16 protein-coding genes are annotated in these 18688 nt (G+C 72.4%); 8 read left to right on the top strand and 8 right to left on the bottom strand.

What is annotated here, in order from left to right:
• Nucleotides 1–193 precede the first annotated feature (193 nt).
• Genes CP983_RS31895 through CP983_RS31885 form a run of 3 tightly spaced genes read left to right on the top strand, consistent with a single transcriptional unit; the run spans nucleotide 194 to nucleotide 4988 of the window.
• Complete coding sequence (locus CP983_RS31895) at nucleotides 194–1237, top strand: AAA family ATPase (protein WP_150503426.1); 1044 nt, start codon at nucleotides 194–196, stop codon at nucleotides 1235–1237.
• A complete protein-coding gene (locus CP983_RS31890; protein ID WP_107907040.1) occupies nucleotides 1234–2607 on the top strand; it encodes a DUF58 domain-containing protein in 1374 nt (457 codons plus the stop codon). The genes CP983_RS31895 and CP983_RS31890 overlap by 4 nt, the downstream gene beginning before the upstream one ends.
• Nucleotides 2604–4988 (top strand): transglutaminase TgpA family protein, encoded by a 2385-nt coding sequence (locus CP983_RS31885; RefSeq protein WP_150503424.1) that lies wholly within the window; start codon nucleotides 2604–2606, stop codon nucleotides 4986–4988. The genes CP983_RS31890 and CP983_RS31885 overlap by 4 nt, the downstream gene beginning before the upstream one ends.
• A 159-nt stretch (nucleotides 4989–5147) precedes the next feature.
• Here the strand turns inward: CP983_RS31885 and CP983_RS31880 are convergent, their stop codons facing one another.
• The 3 genes from CP983_RS31880 to CP983_RS31870 all read right to left on the bottom strand — a co-directional run bounded on the left by CP983_RS31880 (nucleotide 5148) and on the right by CP983_RS31870 (nucleotide 7543).
• Nucleotides 5148–5540, bottom strand: coding sequence for a DUF3040 domain-containing protein (locus CP983_RS31880; RefSeq protein ID WP_030956416.1), 393 nt, complete (start codon nucleotides 5538–5540; stop codon nucleotides 5148–5150).
• Between the two features lie 291 nt (nucleotides 5541–5831).
• Nucleotides 5832–6659: a class I SAM-dependent methyltransferase gene (locus tag CP983_RS31875; protein ID WP_167537795.1), complete on the bottom strand. Its 828-nt coding sequence runs from the start codon at nucleotides 6657–6659 to the stop codon at nucleotides 5832–5834.
• Between the two features lie 305 nt (nucleotides 6660–6964).
• On the bottom strand, nucleotides 6965–7543 hold the full coding sequence (locus CP983_RS31870; RefSeq protein WP_150503422.1) for an SAV_6107 family HEPN domain-containing protein: 579 nt from the start codon (nucleotides 7541–7543) through the stop codon (nucleotides 6965–6967).
• A 166-nt stretch (nucleotides 7544–7709) separates the two neighbouring features.
• Here CP983_RS31870 and CP983_RS31865 point away from each other — a divergent pair, with 166 nt between their 5' ends.
• From CP983_RS31865 to CP983_RS31845, 5 genes are all read left to right on the top strand, one after another.
• The gene (locus tag CP983_RS31865) at nucleotides 7710–8588 is read left to right on the top strand and encodes an ATP-binding cassette domain-containing protein (RefSeq protein ID WP_150503420.1); all 879 of its coding nucleotides are present in this window, start codon (nucleotides 7710–7712) and stop codon (nucleotides 8586–8588) included.
• A complete protein-coding gene (locus CP983_RS31860; protein ID WP_150503418.1) occupies nucleotides 8560–10644 on the top strand; it encodes a YhgE/Pip family protein in 2085 nt (694 codons plus the stop codon). Before CP983_RS31865 ends, CP983_RS31860 begins: the two co-directional genes overlap by 29 nt.
• A gap of 23 nt (nucleotides 10645–10667) precedes the next feature.
• Nucleotides 10668–11297: a TetR/AcrR family transcriptional regulator gene (locus tag CP983_RS31855; RefSeq protein WP_093745706.1), complete on the top strand. Its 630-nt coding sequence runs from the start codon at nucleotides 10668–10670 to the stop codon at nucleotides 11295–11297.
• A 398-nt stretch (nucleotides 11298–11695) separates the two neighbouring features.
• Complete coding sequence (locus tag CP983_RS31850) at nucleotides 11696–12310, top strand: DUF4126 domain-containing protein (RefSeq protein WP_150503416.1); 615 nt, start codon at nucleotides 11696–11698, stop codon at nucleotides 12308–12310.
• Nucleotides 12311–12364: 54 nt separating this feature from the next.
• Nucleotides 12365–13885, top strand: coding sequence for a phytoene desaturase family protein (locus tag CP983_RS31845; protein WP_150503415.1), 1521 nt, complete (start codon nucleotides 12365–12367; stop codon nucleotides 13883–13885).
• Between the two features lie 19 nt (nucleotides 13886–13904).
• Here CP983_RS31845 and CP983_RS31840 read toward each other — a convergent pair whose 3' ends face one another.
• The 5 genes from CP983_RS31840 to CP983_RS31820 all read right to left on the bottom strand — a co-directional run bounded on the left by CP983_RS31840 (nucleotide 13905) and on the right by CP983_RS31820 (nucleotide 18671).
• Nucleotides 13905–14852 (bottom strand): SCO2102 family sporulation regulator, encoded by a 948-nt coding sequence (locus CP983_RS31840; protein WP_150503413.1) that lies wholly within the window; start codon nucleotides 14850–14852, stop codon nucleotides 13905–13907.
• Between the two features lie 57 nt (nucleotides 14853–14909).
• Nucleotides 14910–15833: a methylenetetrahydrofolate reductase [NAD(P)H] gene (gene metF / locus CP983_RS31835; protein ID WP_125526113.1), complete on the bottom strand. Its 924-nt coding sequence runs from the start codon at nucleotides 15831–15833 to the stop codon at nucleotides 14910–14912.
• 184 nt (nucleotides 15834–16017) lie between these two features.
• Nucleotides 16018–16680, bottom strand: a complete 663-nt coding sequence (gene thiE, locus CP983_RS31830; RefSeq protein WP_150503411.1) for a thiamine phosphate synthase — start codon at nucleotides 16678–16680, stop codon at nucleotides 16018–16020.
• Nucleotides 16681–17012: 332 nt separating this feature from the next.
• Entirely contained in the window at nucleotides 17013–17378 is a 366-nt protein-coding gene (locus CP983_RS31825) for an Rv2175c family DNA-binding protein (RefSeq protein ID WP_107907031.1), read from the bottom strand.
• Between the two features lie 75 nt (nucleotides 17379–17453).
• Nucleotides 17454–18671, bottom strand: coding sequence for an NAD(P)/FAD-dependent oxidoreductase (locus CP983_RS31820; RefSeq protein ID WP_189749015.1), 1218 nt, complete (start codon nucleotides 18669–18671; stop codon nucleotides 17454–17456).
• Nucleotides 18672–18688 lie beyond the last annotated feature (17 nt).

The following is an 18688-nucleotide window of genomic DNA, read 5'->3' as shown; positions in this document are numbered from 1 at the left end:
GGCGTGCCCAAAAGGCCGTAAGACCCGACATATCGCAGGCAGTTGTCCACAGGCGAGTGACACGAATCGGTAACGGCAGCAAGAATGCGGGTGTGGCAACACGCGGAACACTTCACGCGTGGTGTCCGTGTTCAAGGGGTGGGCCGGTCCGCGCATCGCGTCGGCCCGGAAAGAACGGGCCGAGGAGGGCCGGGTGACGACCTATGACGATCGAGCGAGCCTCACTGATCTGACCGCCACTGTGGAGCGAGTCCGCGACGCGGTGGAGGGAGTGATCGAGGGCAAGCCCGAGGTCGTACGGCTTTCGCTGACCGTACTGCTCGCCGAGGGACATCTTCTGATCGAGGATGTTCCCGGCGTGGGCAAGACCATGCTGGCCAAGACGCTGGCGCGGTCCATCGACTGTTCGGTGCGCCGCATCCAGTTCACGCCGGATCTGCTGCCGTCGGACATCACCGGTGTGTCGATCTGGGATCAGCAGCGCAAGGACTTCGAGTTCAAGCCGGGCGCGATCTTCGCCCAGATCGTGATCGGCGACGAGATCAACCGCGCCTCGCCGAAGACGCAGTCCGCGCTCCTGGAGTCCATGGAGGAGCGCCAGGTCACGATCGACGGCCAGACCTACGAGCTGCCGAGCCCCTTCATGGTGGTGGCCACGCAGAACCCGGTCGAGATGGAGGGCACCTACCCGCTGCCCGAGGCCCAGCGCGACCGCTTCATGGCCCGCGTCTCGGTCGGCTACCCCAGCGTGGAGGCCGAGCTCCAGATGCTGGACGTCCACGGCGGCGTCTCACCGCTGGAGGACATGCAGCCGGTGGCGCACGCCCACGACATCGTGAAGCTGATCGACGCGGTGCGCGGGGTGCACGTCGCCGACCCGGTCCGCCGCTACGCGGTCGACCTGGTCGGGGCCACCCGCAACCACCCCGACCTGAGACTCGGCGCCTCCCCGCGCGCGACGCTGCACCTGCTGCGCGCCGCGAAGGCGTCCGCGGCCCTCAGCGGCCGGGAGTACGCGCTGCCGGACGACGTGCAGGCTCTCGCCGTGGCCGTCCTGGCCCACCGCCTGCTGCCCACCGCGCAGGCCCAGCTCAACCGGCGTACGTCGGAGCAGGTCGTCCAGGAGATCCTCCAGCGCACCCCCGTGCCCGCCGCGCAGCAACAGCAGCACGGCTTCGGTGGCCTGGGCCGCGGCACTCAGTCGTACGGCCAGCAGCCGCCGCGGAGGCTCGGATGACCTCCGGCAGTACGGGCCAGGCCGAGGCGGACCGCGACGAGAAGGGCGGGATCCGCACGGCACTGGCCGGTCTGACCACGCGCGGTCGCTCCTTCCTGGCGGCCGGTGTCGCCGCCGCCGTCTGCGCCTACGTCCTCGGCCAGAGCGACCTGCTGCGCGTCGGACTGCTGCTCTCGGTGCTCCCGCTGGTCTGCGCGACGGTGCTGTACCGCACCCGCTACCGCGTCTCCGGCAGCCGCAGGCTCTCCCCCGCGCGCGTGCCCGCAGGCAGCGAGGCCCGGGTGCACCTGCGCATGGACAACGTCTCCCGGCTGCCCACCGGCCTGCTCATGCTCCAGGACCGGGTGCCCTACGTCCTCGGCCCGCGTCCCCGCTTCGTGCTGGACCGGGTCGAGCCGGGCGGCCGCCGCGAGGTGTCCTACCGGGTCCGCTCCGACCTGCGCGGCCGGTATCCGCTGGGCCCGTTGCAGCTGCGCCTGAGCGACCCGTTCGGGATGTGCGAGCTGACCCGCTCCTTCTCGACGTACGACACCCTCACCGTCATCCCGCGCGTGGAGCCGCTGCCGCCGGTGCGCTTCAGCGGCGAGGCCAAGGGGTACGGCGACGGCCGGCAGCGCTCGCTCGCGCTGGCCGGCGAGGACGACGTGATCCCGCGCGGTTACCGCTACGGCGACGACCTGCGCCGCGTCCACTGGCGCTCCACCGCCCGCTACGGCGAGCTGATGGTGCGCCGCGAGGAGCAGCCGCAGCGCGCCCGCTGCACCGTGCTGCTGGACACCCGTGGCCCGGCCTTCCAGGGCGCGGGCCCGGACTCGGCCTTCGAGTGGGCCGTGTCGGGCACGGCGTCCGTGCTGGTCCACATGCTGGAGCGGGGCTTCTCCGTCCGGCTGCTGACCGACACCGGCAGCTCGGTGCCCGGCGAGGGCGCCGACGGGTTCGCGGGCGCGAGCCAGGAGTCGGCGGACGCGGCGGGCCTGATGATGGACACCCTCGCGGTGATCGACCACTCCGACGGCACGGGGCTGTCGCGGGCCTACGACTTGCTGCGCGGCGGCAACGAGGGGCTGCTGGTCGCCTTCTTCGGCGACCTGGACGAGGAGCAGGCCACGGTGGCCGCAAAGATGCGTCAGCGCAGCGGGGGCGCGGTGGCGTTCGTGCTGGACAGCGGGACCTGGGGGCGGGAACCCACCGATGTGCCCGGCGCGTTGGACAGGGGCGAGGAGCGGCTGCGGATGCTGCGGGAGGCGGGCTGGACGGCCCTGAGCGTGCCGCGGGGCGCCTCGCTGAACGACCTGTGGCGCCAGGCGGACCGAGCGCGCACGGACGCCGTGGCGACCGGCGGTGTGCTGGGCGAGGGGGGAGCGGCATGAGCGGGCGGACACGGATGGCGCTGTGCGCCGCGGCGGCCACGCTGATGGCCTCGTGCGCCCTGCTGCCGCTGGTCTCTCCGGTCACCTGGCTGCTCCAGGCGATCTTCCTGCTCGCGATCCAGACGGGCGTGGGCATGGCGACCCGGCGGGTGCCGCTGGCCCGGCCGCTGACGGTGGCCGCGCAGGCCCTGGTCGCGCTGATGCTGCTGACCCTGACCTTCGCCAACCAGCAGGCGATCGCCGGAGTGATCCCGGGACCGGAGGCCTTCACCCACTTCGCCGACCTGCTGCAGTCCGGCGCGGACGACGTCAGCCGGTACTCGATCCCGGCGCCGCTGTCCGACGGCATCCGGCTGATGCTCATCGGCGGCGTCCTGATCATCGGGCTCGCGGTGGACACCCTCGCGGTGACGTTCCGCAGCGCCGCGCCGGCCGGGCTGCCCCTGCTGGCGCTGTACTCCGTGGCTGCCGGGCTGTCCGACGGCGGCGCGGACTGGCTGTGGTTCCTGGTCGCCGCCATGGGCTATCTGATGCTGCTCCTGGCCGAGGGCCGCGACCGGCTCTCGCAGTGGGGCCGGGTCTTCGGCGGGGCGCCGCGGACGCCGGGCGGGGAGCCGAGCGGCGCGGTGGCGCCGGTCCGCACCGGCCGGCGCATCGGTGTGGTCGCGCTGGGCATCGCTCTCGCGGTTCCGCTGGCGCTGCCCTCGATGAACGGCGGCCTGCTGGACGCCGCGGGCGCGGGCGTGGGCTCCGGCAGTGGGAACGGCGGCACGATATCCGCGGTGAACCCGCTGGTGTCACTGCGCGACAGCCTGAACGTGGACGAGGACCGTGAGGTCCTGTCCCTGAAGACCAACTCGGCCGACGTCTCCAATCTCTACCTGCGCATAGTGTCGCTGGACGACTTCGACGGCACCACCTGGCAGCCGTCCAAGCGCAGCATCGAGGCGGTGCCGGACAAGTTCCCCACCCCGTTCGGCCTGGGCGCCGACGTCAAGCGCGCCGAAGTGGAGACGACCGTCTCGGCGGCCGACTGGTACGCCCAGAACTGGCTGCCGATGCCGTACCCGCCGAGCGCCGTGGACATCAGGGGCAACTGGCGGTACGAGCCGCTGGGCATGACGGTCGTCGGCGACCGCCGCCAGACCACGCGCGGGGCGACGTACACCGTGCGCAGCCTCGACGTGCAGCCGACGGCGGACCAGCTCGCGGGCGCCCCGGAGCCGCCGGCCGCGCTGAAGCGCGAGTTCACCAGGCTGCCGGATTCGCTGCCCGACGTGGTCGGCCGGACCGCGCGCGAGGTCACCGACGGCGCGACCAGCCACTACGAGCAGGCGGTCAAGCTCCAGGAGTACTTCTCCATCACGGGCGGCTTCCAGTACGACACCGACGTGAAGGTCGGCAGCGGTCCCGAGGCCATCGCCCGCTTCCTGCGGGACAAGGAAGGCTTCTGCGTCCACTTCTCCTTCGCGATGGCGGCGATGGCCCGCTCGCTGGACATACCGGCCCGGGTCGCGGTGGGCTTCGCGCCCGGCACCCCGCAGGGCGACGGCTCCGTCTCGGTGGGGCTGAGGGACGCGCACGCCTGGCCCGAGCTGTACTTCGAGGGCGTGGGCTGGACCCGCTTCGAGCCGACGCCGACCCGTGGCTCGGTGCCCTCGTACACCCAGGCGGACACGCCCGGCTCCACGCTCCCGGACGTGGCGCGGCCCTCGCAGTCGACGAGCACGGGCCCGTCCGCCACTCCGTCGACCAGCGAGAGCTGCGCGGGGCAGAACCCGGAGCTGTGCGCGAGCGAGTCGCCGGAGGCCGCGGTGGCCGTCGGCGGTGACGGCCCGAAGTGGTACGTCCTGCTGGCATGGGCGCTCGGCGGGGCCGCGGCACTGCTGATCCCGTCGGCTCCGATGCTGTGGCGACTGAGGACGAGATCGGTACGGCTGGGGGCGCACGGCCGCGCCGAGGCGGACATCCCGCTGCACACCCTGTCGGTGTGGCAGGAACTGACGGACACGGCCTGGGACTTCGGCATTCCGCCGGACGACTCCCAGACCCCCCGCAAGACGGCCGCCCGCATCATCCGTCTGGGTCACCTCGACCCGCCGGCAGCGGCTTCGGTCCACCGGGTGGCCGACGCGGTGGAGCAGGTCCTCTACGCCCCCGTCCCCCACTCGACGGCGGGTCTCGCGGACGACGTCCGGCGGGTGCGGTCCGACCTCCGGTCCCGGGCGGCCTGGACGGCCGAACTGCGCGCCCTGCTGCTGCCCCGGTCCAGCGTGCGCGTGGCCTGGGCGGTATCGGACTGGTGGATCGCCTTCAAGCGCCGCGCGGCAGCGGCCCGTCCGACGCTGCGGAGGCCGTCGACGTCCGGCCGACAGGGGTAGTGGCGACTGCGGTTGCGGTTCGCCGGGCTCGGAGGGCCCGGCGAACCGGCTCGCGTCCTCGCCCGCGGTGGCCGTCACAGGGCATACGTCAGGGGGTGACCACCGGTCGGTGGTCACCCCCCTGACGTATGTCGTGGAGCTGTTGGGGAGCTCTTCGAATTAATGGCCGCCCTGCTCGTCACGGCGGCGCTGCCAGCGCTGTTCGATGCGGTCCATCATGGAGCGCTTCTGGCGTGGCTGACGGCGGGCCTGCTGGCCGCCGGAGGGCTGTTCGCCCGGCTTGGGGGCCTTGCGCCAGCCGGTCACCGCGAGTACCGCACAGCCCAGCATGACGAGGAAGCCCACCACGCTGAGCCACACCTGCTTGGCGACCATTCCAGCCATGAGGAGCGCGATACCTACGAGGAAGCCCGCGACCGCCTGGTAGACCCGTCGCCGGGTGTACGTACGCAGCCCGCTTCCCTCAAGCGCTGTCGCGAACTTGGGATCTTCGGCGTACAGCGCTCGCTCCATTTGCTCGAGCATTCGCTGCTCGTGCTCCGAGAGCGGCACGGAGTCCTCCTCATCGTGCAGTCGCCGGGGCGACCCGGGGGGTCCCTTCAGGATAGGCAGGGAATCGCCCCCGTGAAACCCGCCCCTCTACGCCAATTGGCCAACCGGGCTCCGGCATGGACGCCCCGGCTCGCTGAGATCTTCATTCCCCAGCGGCCGACCCGTCATGCCGGAACGGTCTCCCTCGATCATACGGCGCCGCGCGCTGGATCGGGGGGCCTGTGGCGTACTCCATGTGCAGCCAAGTCCCTGATCAAGGCGCACCCTGGGGGTCCGGGCGCAGTGGGCGGCTCAGGTCCCGGAGGTCTCCCCCGTCTCGCCCAGCACATGGAGCTGGGTGGCCACCGAGTGGAAGGCGGACAGCTCGGCCGCCGCCTCCTCCAGCTTCAGCAGCGCTTCCAGCGCCCCCGGCTCGGTGTCCACGAGCACGCCGGGAACCAGGTCGGCGAAGACCCGCACACCGTGCACGGCACCGACCCTGAGCCCGGCTCCCTCGACGAGCTCGGTGAGCTGCTCGGCGGTGAAACGGCGCGGCATGGGGTCACCCTGGCCCCAGCGGCCGTCCGGGTCCTGAAGGGCCTGCTTGGCCTCCTTGAAGTGCCCGGCGAGGGCACGCGCCAGCACGGCACCGCCCAGACCTGCGGCGAGCAGGCTGAGGACGCCCTCGGAGCGCAGGGCGGCCACCGCGTTGCGGATGCCCTCGGCGGGGTCGTCGACGTACTCCAGGACGCCGTGGCACAGCACGACGTCGTACCCGCCGCGCTCGGCCACGTCGAACAGGCCGTGGGCGTCTCCCTGCACGCCCTTCACCCGGTCGGCGACCTCGGCCTCGGCGGCGCGGCGCTCCAGGGCGAAGAGCGCGTTCGGGCTGGGGTCGACCACGGTGACGCGGTGGCCGAGGCGGGCCAGGGGCACGGCGAAGTTGCCGCTGCCGCCGCCGGCGTCCAGGACGTCCAGCGCCTGGCGGCCCGTGGCCTTCACCCGGCGGTCCAGGGCGTCCTGGAGGACCTCCCAGACCACGGCGGTACGCAGGGAGGCACGGGGGCGAGGGGGGTCGGAGCGCAGCGACGCCGTCTGAGGGTGCTGGTGGGAGACGGGCGGGCGCATCGGGTCCGACACGGCGATTGACTCCTCGGCGGGGCACCGCCGACTGCACGGCGGGGCGAGCGGGCTGCCTCCCCCGGCCGGGTCACGGGCGGGAAGGCTTCAGGCGCCCTCCACCCTATTGCCTGCGGCAGCCCACTCGGCCATCGCGGTGCCGCGCGACGCCGTACGTCTCGCACGGCGGACACCTGCCGCGCGGCAGGGCCGTGACCCGGGCCCCTTCCGCCCCACCGGCTGGATCGCCCTCCCCTCCACGACCCGACCCCCTCACCCCGACCGCCTTCAATCCGTCAGCCGGGTCCCCTGTCAGCCGGTTCCCCTCACCCCGCGTCCGGCATCTCGTCCCTCTCCCGTTGCGTGCCGCCAGGCTCTCCCGGGCCGGCGTCCGCGTCCGTGCGTGGCTGGGGCAGGACCGGCTGGAGCACCAGCATCCGCTCGACGAGGCGCAGGAACATCGCCACGTCGCGTATGAGGTCGTCGGCGTCCCGGCGGCTGGCCGCGCCCTGGATGCCGGCCTCGGCCCGGGCGCGGCGCCGGGCACCCGAGGCGAACAGGGCGCTCCACTCCGTGAGTTCGGGCACGATCTCGGGGAGCACTTCCCAGGCGCTCCGGATGCGGGCCCGGCGCCTGGATGCGGGCTCCGGGCGCCCGCGCGCGGCCAGTACGGCGGCGGCGGTGCGCAGGGCGGCGAGGTGCGCGGTCGCGTACCTCTCGTTGGGTGTTTCCAGAACGGCGGCCTCGTCGAGTCCGGCACGGGCCTGGGCGAGCAGGTCGAGGGCGGCGGGCGGGGCCGTGGCCCGGCGGAGCACGGGGTGCACGTCGCTCGCCGGGCCGGTCAGTGAGGGGGCAGGGCCGGTGGCGCGGCGCCGACGGGCGGCGGCTGCGTGGTAGCTGGCCATGACGAACCTCCTGTCGTCTGTGTGACGGCATGCCCGATACGGGATGCCGTATGTGCCCATCGTGAGGTATGGCACTGACAATCCGTTCTGACCTGCGGTTTTGCTTCGATCGCAAGTTCGGACTAGTTTTTGCACTGACCAGTCAGTTCAAATCGAGGGGGCAGGGATGGGGGGAACCGTGGCCGGAGTCGGCGTCACGGCCCTGGGGCTCGGGCTCGAGGGGCCCCGCGGATGGGCGTTCCGCGGGGTCTCGTTCGAGGCGGAGCCCGGCTCGCTGATCACGATCGAGGGGCCGTCGGGCACCGGCCGTACGTGCCTGTTGCTCGCGCTCACCGGGCGGATGAAGTCCACGGAGGGGACCGCGACCGTGGGCGGTTCGGCGCTGCCCAAGCGCATGGCGGCGGTGCGGCACGTCAGTGCCGTGGCCCATGTTCCGGGTGTGACCGACCTGGAGCCGGCCCTGACCGTCGCCGAGCACCTCCACGAACGCGCGCTGCTCCAGCGGCGGTTCGGGGACTCGCTGCGCGGGCTGCTGCGCCCGCGTGCCGAGCGGAAGTCGGAGGAACGGCTCCGGATCGACGCCGCGCTGAAGGCGGCCGGCCTGGACCTGGCGTCGCTGCCCAAGGGCTCCCGTACGGCCGTACGGGATCTGGAGCGTCCGGAGGCGCTGCGGCTGTCGCTGGCGCTGGCCCTGATCGGGCGTCCGCAGCTGCTCGGCGTCGACGACACCGACCTGAAGCTCTCGGACGCCGAACGGGCCGAGATCTGGGCGCTGTTGAGGTCCGTCGCCGAGAACGGGACCACGGTCGTCGCGGTATGCAGCGAGGCCCCCGCAGGCACGGTCGTGGTCTCCACCGGGCCGACCGAGCCCGCCGAGCCCGGCGCACCGACCGCACCGACCGCACCGACCGCACCGACCGAGCCCACCCACGCGACGGACGAGGCGCCGGCCTCCCGGGACGCGCAGGAAGACGCGCAGGAAAACGTGCAGGAATCCGACGGAAAGGAGGCCGCCGATGCGATCGCCGAGGCTGGCCGCGCTTGAGCTGAGGCGCTTCGGCCGGGGGAAGCTGCCGCGCGCCGCCCTGGTCGCGCTGCTGGTGCTGCCCCTGCTGTACGGAGCCCTGTACCTGTGGTCGTTCTGGGACCCGTACGGCCGTCTCGACAAGATCCCCGTGGCGCTCGTGAACGACGACAAGGGGGCGGCCGTCGGCGAGAAGAAGCTGACGGCCGGCGACGACATCACCAAGGGCCTGCGCGAGAGCGACGTCTTCGACTGGCGCGAGGTGAGCTCGGCCGAGGCCGAGAAGGGCGTCGAGAACGGCACTTACTACCTGTCGCTGACCATGCCGTCCGACTTCAGTGAGCGGATCGCATCCAGCGCGGGCGACGCACCGGAGACGGGCGCCCTTCAGGTCCGTACGAACGACGCGAACAACTACATCGTCGGGCAGATCTCGCGGACGGTCTTCAGCGAGGTGCGCGAGGCGGCTTCCACGAAGGCGTCGCGGTCGTTCCTGGACCGGATCTTCGTGTCGTTCTCCGACATCCACGGGGCGACGGTCGACGCGGCCAACGGCGCCGACCGGCTCGAAGGCGGCATCGGCAAGGCGGAGAAGGGCTCCAAGGACCTCGCCGACGGCCTGAAGGACGCCAAGGACGGCAGCGGCAAGCTGTCCACCGGCCTGAAGAAGCTCAACAAGGGCGCGGGCGACCTGGAGAACGGCTCCCGGCGGGTCGCGGAGGGCACGCAGACGCTGGCCGACAAGGTCAACGGCATCGACAAGAAGATCGGCCCGTTCCTGAAGGACAACGAGAAGACCATCGGCGACACGGCCAAGCTGGTCGCCGACTCCTCGGGCGCGATCCGCAACAACCTCGACGACCTGGTCGAGCGCGCCCCTGCCGCCGCCAAGGGCGCCCACACGGCCTCCGACGCGCTGGACCTCATCTACAAGGCGCGCTGCGAGGACCCCGTACTGCCCGATCCGGCCTGCTCAGACCTGAAGAAGGCCAAGCAGTCGGCGGCCGACGTGGCGCTGATCGCCGACGACCTCAACACCCTGATCGCCGACCAGGACGGCGACCTGAAGAAGCTCGACAAGCACCTCGCCACCCTCCAGAAGCAGGCCCAGGGTCTCGCCGACCGCGCGCCCCGCCTCTCCGAGGACCTCGACGACGCCGTCGGGCGGATCAACAAGCTGAACCAGGGCGCCGCGAAGGTCGCGGCGGGCGCCAAGAAGCTGCACTCCGGGCTCGGCGACGCCAAGGGCGGCGCGGCCGATCTGGACACCGGCGTGGGCGAGTTGAAGACCGGTGCCCACGACCTGAACGGCGGCATCTACAAGCTCGTCGACGGCTCCGGGAAGCTCTCGGACGGACTGCACGACGGCGCCAAGCAGATCCCCGACTACGACAAGAAGGACCGCGACCAGCGCACCGAGGTCATGGCCGACCCGGTCCAGCTGCTCTCCCGGGACCTGCACAAGGCGCCCAACTACGGCACCGGATTCGCCCCGTACTTCATCCCGCTGTCCCTGTGGGTGGGCGCGATGGTGGCGTACATGCTGATCTCCCCGATGAACCGGCGTGCGCTCGCCGCGGGCGCCCCCGCGTGGCGGATCGCGCTGGCCGGATGGCTGCCCGTGGTGGCGATCGGGGTGCTCCAGACGGTGGCCCTGATGTCGGTGCTGCACTGGGCCGTCGGGCTCCAGATGGCGCGCGCGGCGGGCACGGTGGGCTTCCTGTTCCTGGTGACGGCGTGCTTCGCGGCGATCGTGCAGTGGCTGAACGCACGCTTCGGGGCGGCCGGCCGGATCCTCGTCCTGGCCCTGCTGATGCTCCAGTTGACGTCCGCGGGCGGCACCTACCCCGTACAGACCAGTCCGGGCTTCTTCAACGCGCTGCACCCCTTCCTGCCCATGAGCTACGTCGTGGAGGCTCTCAGGAGGCTCATCACGGGCGGCGGTCTGGGACCGGTGTGGCACGCGTGCGTGGTGCTCGTCGCCTTCACCGCGGGCGCCCTCGCGCTGACCGCGCTGTCGGCCCGGCGCCGCCAGGTGTGGACGCTCGACCGGCTGCACCCGGAGCTGAGCCTGTGAGCGCGCGCGGGACAATCAGCCACATGGAAAGCAGCAGCGCCGCGTCGGGCGGCAGCACGCGCCGTGAGGCCACCCGGCAGAAGCTCTACGAAGCGGCCGTCACGCTCATCGCCGAGCAGGGCTTCTCCGCCACCACCGTCGACGAGATCGCCGAGCGGGCCGGGGTGGCGAAGGGCACGGTCTACTACAACTTCGCCAGCAAGTCGGTCCTCTTCGAGGAGCTGCTGCGGCACGGAGTGGGCCTCCTGACCGCCTCCCTGCGCGAGGCCGCCGAGCGGACCGCGCGGGAGGGCGGCGGCAAGGTGGACGCCCTGGACGCGATGGTCCGCGCGGGGCTGGTCTTCATCGACCGGTACCCGTCCTTCACACAGCTGTACGTCGCCGAGCTGTGGCGGACGAACCGGGCCTGGCAGTCCACGCTGATGGTGGTCCGTCAGCAGGCCGTGGCGGTCGTCGAGGGCGTGCTGCGCGAGGGCGTGGAGAGCGGCGAGTTCAGCGACGAGATCGATGTACCGCTGACGGCCGCGGCCCTGGTCGGCATGGTCCTGGTGGCCGCGCTGGACTGGAAGTCCTTCCAGCCGGAGCGCTCCCTGGACGATGTGCACGCGGCGCTGTCCCGGCTGCTGCAGGGCCGGGTGAGCGGCCACCGCTGAGGCCGGCCGGAGCGCACACACGAAAGCGCCGGTCCGAAGTGGCCGCGTCCCCCGCGGGCCACTTCGAACCGGCGCCCTCTCGTGCTCCCCCGTTCCCCCGTACGCCCCCCGTTTTCCCCCGTGTCCCCCTGGACCCCCGTGCGGTCGTTCCCCCGGGTCCCCCGGTCTCACTCCCGCCGACACCAGGCCGGCGGAAGGAGCGGATCCGGGGATGCTCCGTTCCGGCGCCCCGTGTCGTCGGTGCCGGAGCCGATCCCCTTCTCCGTGTCTCCACTCTCTCGTTCACGCAGGTCGCGCCCCATCCGCGCGCGTACTCATCTCGTCGGCTAGGTACGCGTACTCAGAGCTGCGTGCTCATCCCCAAGACCCTGTGTTGCCCAGTGGTTACGATCGCCCCCGTGTCTGTACTCCCATTGGTGTTCACAAGCGGCTGGGCCAGCGGAATCAACGCCTACGCCGTCGTCCTGCTGCTCGGCATATTCGGCGCGACGGGGCTGAGCGACGAGGTGCCCGAGGCACTGCAGCGGCCCGACGTCCTGATAGCGGCCGGCGTGCTGTTCCTCATCGAGGCCGTCGCCGACAAGATCCCGTACGTCGACACGGCGTGGGACTCGGTGCACACCGTGATCCGGCCGGTGTCGGGCGCGGTCGTCGCGGCGCTGCTCGCCGGGCAGAGCGGGTCGGTGCCGGAGCTGGCGGCGGGCGCGGTCGGCGGTTCCACGGCGTTGGTCAGCCACCTGGTCAAGGCCGGGACGCGGATGGCGGTCAACTCCTCGCCCGAGCCGTTCAGCAACGTCATCGTGAGCCTCGCCGAGGACCTCGGGGTCGCCGCGATCATCACGTTCGCGATCTTCCACCCCGTCGCGGCGGCCACCGTCGCGGGCGCCCTGCTGCTCGCCGGGGTGTTCCTGCTCTACTTCCTGGTCTCCCGGATCCGTCGCTTCCTGCGGCGCAGGGCCGAGCGGCGGGCGGAGAAGCGGCTCGCGCAGGCGGTGACGCAACGGCCCGGCTGAGCCTTCGTGCAGGTCGGTGAGCCGTTGTCGGTGCCGGCCGATAAAGTCCCTGGCATGGCGAGGATTGCGGTGATCGGCGCGGGGATGGGCGCGATGGCGGCCGCCGCCCGACTGGCCGTCGCGGGCCACCGGGTGGCGGTGTACGAGCGCACGGAGACGTACGGCGGAGCGGTGCGCCGCTTCGAGCGGGACGGCTTCGGCTTCGACACGGGCCCCGGACTGCTCGCGGTCCCCGCCGTGTACCGCGATCTGTTCATCAAGACCGGCAAGGAGCCGCTGGAGGCGTGCGTCGGGCTGGTCCAGGTCGACCCGTCCGCGCGGCACGTCTTCGCGGACGGCACCGAGGCGTCCCTGCCGAACGCATCGCGCGCGGGCGTGGTGGCCGCCCTCGACGAGGCACTGGGCGCCGGTGCGGGCGGCCGCTGGGGCGACTTCCTGATCCGTGCCCGTGAGACCTGGGACCGCACCCGCAGGCCGCTGCTGGAGGAGCCCCTGTGGCCCAACTGGCAGGTGCTGGCGGAGCGCGAGCCCTACCCCGCGGTCCCGCACAAGCGCCTGCTGCGCACCCGCCGGGCGGGCACGCTCGCCGAGGTCGGCGCCTGGGAGCTGCGCGACCCCCGGCTGGTCGCCCTGCTGGAGAGCCACGCGCTGGCGTACGGCCTGGATCCCGGCACCGCCCCGGCCAACGCGGCCGTGCTGCCGTACATGGAGCACGCCTTCGGGACCTGGTATGTCCGCGGCGGCATACGGGAGTTGGCGCGGGCCGTGTACGAGCGGTGCCTGGCCAGAAAGGTCGAGTTCCACTTCGGCGTCGAGGTCACCGGGATCCTGGAGAAGGACGGGCGCGCTGCGGGGCTGGAACTGGCCGGTGCCGAGGGACCGTCGGTGGCCGAGGCGGACCTGGTCGTCGGCACCGGGCCGTGGCGCCTGGGCGAGCTGGCGCACGGCCGCGAGCTGTACGCGCCGGAGGGGATCGGGCCCACCCGCGAGGGCGTGTCCCCGGGTCGGGTCGTGGTCTGCCTGGCGCTGTCCGGCGCACGGGACGCGGACGCCGCTCACCGCACGGTGGTGCACACCCCGGACCGGCAGGGCGAGCTGGAGGCGTTCGGGCGCGGCGAGCCCGCCGTACGTCCCACCGTCGTGATGGACCGCCCGGACGACCCGGCCCTGCGCCCCGACGACGCCCACGAGTCCATGGTGCTGACGGCGACGGTGCCGTCGCAGGCGCGGTACGACTGGGAAGCGGCGGGTGCGGCCGACGCGTTCGCCGACGGGATGGTCGCCGCCGCCGAACGGGCCCTGCCCGGCCTGCGTGAGCGCGTCCTGTGGCGCGAGGTCCGCACTCCGGTGCACACCCGGCTGGAGACCGGCGCCGAGGGAGGCGCCGTACCCGCACCCGCGCTCGCCGCGGCGGAGGGGAGCTTCCTGCGCCCGTCCAACAGCACGAGCCTGGCGGGCCTGTTCACCGTTGGCGGCTGGTCCCACCCCGGCGGCGGACTTCCGCACGCCGGCATGTCGGGCGCGCTGGTGGCGGGACTGATCGTGGAGGGGCCGGAGTTCCAGGGCTCACAGTGATCCCCGGCCGCACAAACCGTCAGAAACGGTACTGCTCGTCGTACCCCTGGCCCTGCTGCTGACCGTTGCCCTGGTAGGGGTACTGCTGCTCCGGCGGGAGTTCGCCGCCGTAGGCCTCGTCGGTGCGCTGCTGGGGGACCCAGACGCCGCTGGACGGGGTCTCCCCGTAGGTTCCGGTCGCGTACTGGTCCTGGCCGTAGCCCTGCTGGCCGTACTGCTGCTGGCCGTAGGCGTCATAGGAGGCGCCGTCGTAGTTCTGGTTGCCGACGTACGGGTCGGAGTAGGCGGCGTACTGCTGCTGGGCATTGGGGTCGTAGCCGTACTGCTGCTGGTCGTAGCCGGCGTAGGCGTCGTACCCGTAGCCCTGGTCGGCCGTCGCGTACTGGTCCTGGGACTGGCCGGCGGCGGCGTAGTTCTGCTGGCCCGCGGCGGCGTAGGCGGCGTCGCTGTATATGCCGTACGAGCCGGTGTCCTCCGGCATGGGCTGCGGTTCGTAGACGGCGTTCGACTCCGCCGCCGTGGGCTGCCCGCCCCGGGTGGGCGTGAAGACGTCGTCGCGGTCGTAGTCGTCGCCGTATCCGGCGCCGTCCGGGCCGTAGGCGTCGTGGCCCGCGAAGCCGCCCTCGGACGGCTCCAGGTCGGAGACCTCCAGGGTCGGGTCCTGGCGGTCCGGCTCGTCGCGGCGGCGCTTGTTGCCGAGGGGGCCCAGGGCCGGCGCGGAGACCGCCCAGCCCGCCGAGAAGCCGCGGCGGAACGACAGCGTGACGTAGGTCTGGCCGATCGCGAAGGCGGCCGCGCCCAGACCGATGACGACGACCGACGGGATCAGCACCCCGACGACGACGCCGAGGAACCCGACGAACGCCAGCAGCCGCCAGCGCAGCCGCGCCTTGTACTGCAGCAGCACCTCGCCGAGCAGCCACAGCGCGACGATGCCGAACGCGATGTAGAGGACCGTCCAGCCCATGTACGCCCCTCTCCCAGTGGCCGCCTACGCAGTGTGACGTATGTCAGGACGGCCGGTCTAGGCCTGCGGGGGATGGTGCAAGCCCAGGTTCTCGTAGATTTCCAGTGTCGCCGTGGAGTTGTTGAGCGTGATGAAGTGCAGTCCGGGCACTCCCTCGGCCAAAAGCCGCGCGCAGAACTCCGTGGCGAACTCGATGCCAATGGAGCGTACAGCCGCCGGATCGTCCTTTGCTGTGAGGATCCGCTCTTTCAGGGCGGCCGGGAAGCCGGCGTTGGTGAGCGAGGGGATCCGCTCCAGCGTCTTCGCGCTGGCGATCGGCATGATCTCGGGGATGATCGGGGTGTCGCAGCCGGCGGCCGAGACACGATCGCGCAACCGCAGGTAATCCTCGGGTTCGAAGAACATTTGCGTGATCGCATAGTCCGCACCCGCACGGCACTTGTCGACAAAGTGACGTACGTCGGCATCCCAGTCGACGGAGCGCGGGTGCATCGCCGGGAACGCCGCGACGCCCACGCAGAAGTCGCCGGACGCCTTGATCAGCTCGACGAGCTCGGCGGCGTAGGTGAGGCCCTGGGGGTGGCACACCCAGTCGCCCAGCGGGTCGCCGGGCGGGTCGCCGCGCAGCGCCAGCATGTTGCGGATCCCGGCGTCGGCGTACTGGCCGATGATGTTGCGCAGGTCGGCCACCGAGTGGTCGACGGCTGTGAGGTGGGCGATCGGGGTGAGCGTGGTGTCCGAGGCGATGGCCTCGGTCGCCTTGACGGTGCCGGCGCGGGTGGAACCGCCCGCGCCGTAGGTCACGGAGACGAAGTCGGGTCCGACGGCCTCGACCCGGCGCAGCGCGTTCCACAGGTTCCGCTCGCCCTTCGGGGTCTTGGGCGCGTAGAACTCGAAGGAATACGTCGTTTTGCCGGTCGCGAGCATCTCGCGCACGGTACGAGCGTGGTCCGATCTGATGGATGCGGTGCCGAGGGCCATACTCGCAGGTTAGCCAGGGGGCACCGGTCCCCCAACCGCACGCCGGACATTTGCCCGAATTGTCTGGTGGTTGTCCACGCCTTGGACAAACAAGGGCCGAACAGCGGCCGAATACGGGGATCGTCCCGCCGGGAACCGGCCAGGGTGCCCACTGGCTGAGACACACCCCATCGGCCGTCTACGCCTACGCCTGCCGCAGTCGCTTGGCGAACTCCGCCGCCGCGGCCGCCGGGTCGCCGGCCTCCGTGATCGCCCGTACGACGACGACACGGCGGGCGCCCGCCTCCAGCACCTGGTCGAGGTTGCCCAGGTCGATGCCGCCGATGGCGAACCAGGGGCGGTCGGTGCCGAGCGCGGCGGTGTGCCGGACCAGGTCGAGGCCGGGTGCGTGACGGCCGGGCTTGGTGGGGGTGGGCCAGCAGGGACCGGTGCAGAAGTAGTCCACGCCCTCCTCGCCGGCGGCGGCGTCGGCCTCCGGGTCGGCGTGCGTGGAGCGGCCGATCAGGACGTCGTCCCCGAGGATCGCGCGGGCGGCGGGGACCGGAAGGTCGCCCTGGCCGAGGTGCAGGACGTCGGCGCCGGCGGCGTGGGCCACGTCGGCCCGGTCGTTGACCGCGAGGAGCTTGCCGTGCCGGGCGCAGGCGTCGGCGAAGACCTTCAGGTGCTCCAGTTCCTCGGCGGCCTCCATGCCCTTGTCGCGCAGCTGCACGATGTCGACGCCACCGTCCAGGGCGGCGTCCAGGAACTCCGCGAGGTCGCCCTGCCGCTTGCGGGCGTCGGTGCAGAGGTAGAGCCGGGCGTCGGCGAGCTGACTGCGGACGCTGCCGGCGGTGACGGTGTCGGACATGCGGTGCCCCCTGTGATCGGGTTGCCGGGCGGGTGGGACCGGCCGGTGAGGTCGGGCTGTTGCCGGACGGTGGCACACGGTAGCCGCAGCCGACGGTGCGGCGGACCCGGCCCTCGGGGCACCCGCCACGGATGCCGTGCCCTTCCGGCCGGAGACCCCGGAGGCGCGGCGGGTGCGCGCGGCAGGTGCTGCCCGCCGCGCGCCTCGCACGGTCGCAGTCGGCCGGAGCCCCGGCCGCGGCCGCAGTCACCCGCGACCGCGGCCCTGGGCCCCGGCCAGTACGCCGGACGGTATTCGGATTCGCGCCCTTCGCGCGTGTGGCGTGCTTCGGATCAGACGGCGAGCGCCTGGGCGCGCCGCTTCACCTCCGTGCCGCGGTTCTCACTGAGGGCCTGCGCGGGGGTGCCCGGCAGGCTCTCGTCGGGCGTGAAGAGCCACTCCAGCATCTCTTCGTCCGTGAAGCCGTCGTCCCGCAGGAGCGTCAGGGTCCCGGACAGGCCCTTGACGACCTTGTCTCCGTCGATGAAGGCGGCGGGGACGTGCAGCGCGCGGTTCTCACCACGGCGTACGGCGATGAGCTGGCCCTCCTTGACCAGCTGCCGGACGCGCGTCACCTCGACGCCGAGCTGTTCGGCGATGTCGGGCAGGTTGAGCCAGGCGGGGACGAGAGCATCAGTCTTTGCGTCAATCTCGGTCACGGAACAAGCCTGCCATCTGCCACTGACAGTCGGAAGTCAGGCCGGTCCACCCGGTACGGGCGTCGCCCCGCCGCGCTACGCCGCCGCGGCCTTCAAAGGGCGTGCCGGGTCCGTCATCAGCTCCGTGTTCATCGGCGTGCCCGATTCGATCAGTCGCCGCCCCTGTGCGAGATCCCTCGGCCGGCCCACCGCCAACAGGGCGACGAGGCGGTCGTCCCGCAGCCAGCAGACCGACCACGCCGGGCCCGACGGGTCGCCGCGCCACAGGGTCGTGTCGGCGGCGGCGTGGTGGCCGGCGTACTGGACGAAGCGGCCGAACTGCTCGGACCAGAAGTACGGCACCGGGTCGTAGACCGCGGGGGTCTGGCCGAGGATGTCGGCGGCGACCGTGCGCGGGCCCTGGAGGGCGTTGTCCCAGTGGTGGACCAGCAGCCGCTCGCCGTAGCGTCCGGAGGGGAAGGACGCGCAGTCGCCGACCGCGTAGACGTCCGGCACCGAGGTGCGCAGCCGGTCGTCGGCGACGACCTCGCCGTGCGCGCCGAGCTCGATGCCCGAGCCGGCCAGCCAGGCCGTGGCGGGCCGCGCCCCGATGCCGACCACGACGGCGCCCGCGGGCACCCGTGAGCCGTCGTCGAGGATCACCGCGCCGGGCTCGACGCCCGCCACGCGCGTGTTCGTGCGCAGGACCGCCCCGCTGTCCGCGTACCAGGCGGCCATCGGCGCGGCCACCTCCGCGGGCAGTGCCCCCGCCAGCGGCCGGTCGGCGGCCTCCACGACCGTCACCGCGCAGCCCGCCTCGCGCGCGGCCGTCGCGAACTCCGCGCCGATCCAGCCCGCGCCGACGACCACGATGTCGTGCTGCCGGGCGAGCACCGGGCGCAGCCGCTCGGCGTCGTCCAGGGTGCGCAGCAGATGCACGCCGGGCACGCCCTGCACGCCCGGCAGCCGGATCGGTTCGGCGCCGGTGGCCAGCACCAGGACGTCGTACGGGACGGGCCCGGCCTCGGTGTCCAGTTCGCGGTCGGCGACGCGCACGCCCAGCACCTCGCGCCCCAGGCGCAGGTCGATGCCGAGCGACTCGAAGTCGACGTCGAAGGCGGAGCCCTCGGCCTTGCCGAGCAGCACCGCCTTGGACAGGGGCGGCCGGTCGTACGGTTGATGGGGCTCGGCGCCGATCAGTGTGACGGTTCCGGTGAAGCCCTGTTCGCGCAGGGCCACCGCCGTCTGCACACCGGCCATGCCGGCGCCGGCGACGACCACTGACCGCTGCGACTGCGTCGTCTGCTCGCTCACCTGATCACCATAGACAA

Origin of the sequence: Streptomyces chartreusis (assembly GCF_008704715.1) — a bacterium.
Lineage (GTDB): Bacteria > Actinomycetota > Actinomycetes > Streptomycetales > Streptomycetaceae > Streptomyces > Streptomyces chartreusis.
This window is presented reverse-complemented; position numbering and strand designations above follow the sequence as displayed.

Excerpts from the sequence above, each read along its gene's own strand:
- metF (WP_125526113.1), bottom strand. The coding sequence starts at position 15,833 with ATGGCCCTCGGCACCGCATCCATCAGATCGGACCACGCTCGTACCGTG.
- CP983_RS31885 (WP_150503424.1), top strand. The coding sequence starts at position 2,604 with ATGAGCGGGCGGACACGGATGGCGCTGTGCGCCGCGGCGGCCACGCTG.
- CP983_RS31870 (WP_150503422.1), bottom strand. The coding sequence starts at position 7,543 with ATGGCCAGCTACCACGCAGCCGCCGCCCGTCGGCGCCGCGCCACCGGC.
- CP983_RS31840 (WP_150503413.1), bottom strand. The coding sequence starts at position 14,852 with ATGGGCTGGACGGTCCTCTACATCGCGTTCGGCATCGTCGCGCTGTGG.
- CP983_RS31865 (WP_150503420.1), top strand. The coding sequence starts at position 7,710 with ATGGGGGGAACCGTGGCCGGAGTCGGCGTCACGGCCCTGGGGCTCGGG.
- thiE (WP_150503411.1), bottom strand. The coding sequence starts at position 16,680 with ATGTCCGACACCGTCACCGCCGGCAGCGTCCGCAGTCAGCTCGCCGAC.
- CP983_RS31845 (WP_150503415.1), top strand. The coding sequence starts at position 12,365 with ATGGCGAGGATTGCGGTGATCGGCGCGGGGATGGGCGCGATGGCGGCC.
- CP983_RS31890 (WP_107907040.1), top strand. The coding sequence starts at position 1,234 with ATGACCTCCGGCAGTACGGGCCAGGCCGAGGCGGACCGCGACGAGAAG.
- CP983_RS31860 (WP_150503418.1), top strand. The coding sequence starts at position 8,560 with ATGCGATCGCCGAGGCTGGCCGCGCTTGAGCTGAGGCGCTTCGGCCGG.
- CP983_RS31855 (WP_093745706.1), top strand. The coding sequence starts at position 10,668 with ATGGAAAGCAGCAGCGCCGCGTCGGGCGGCAGCACGCGCCGTGAGGCC.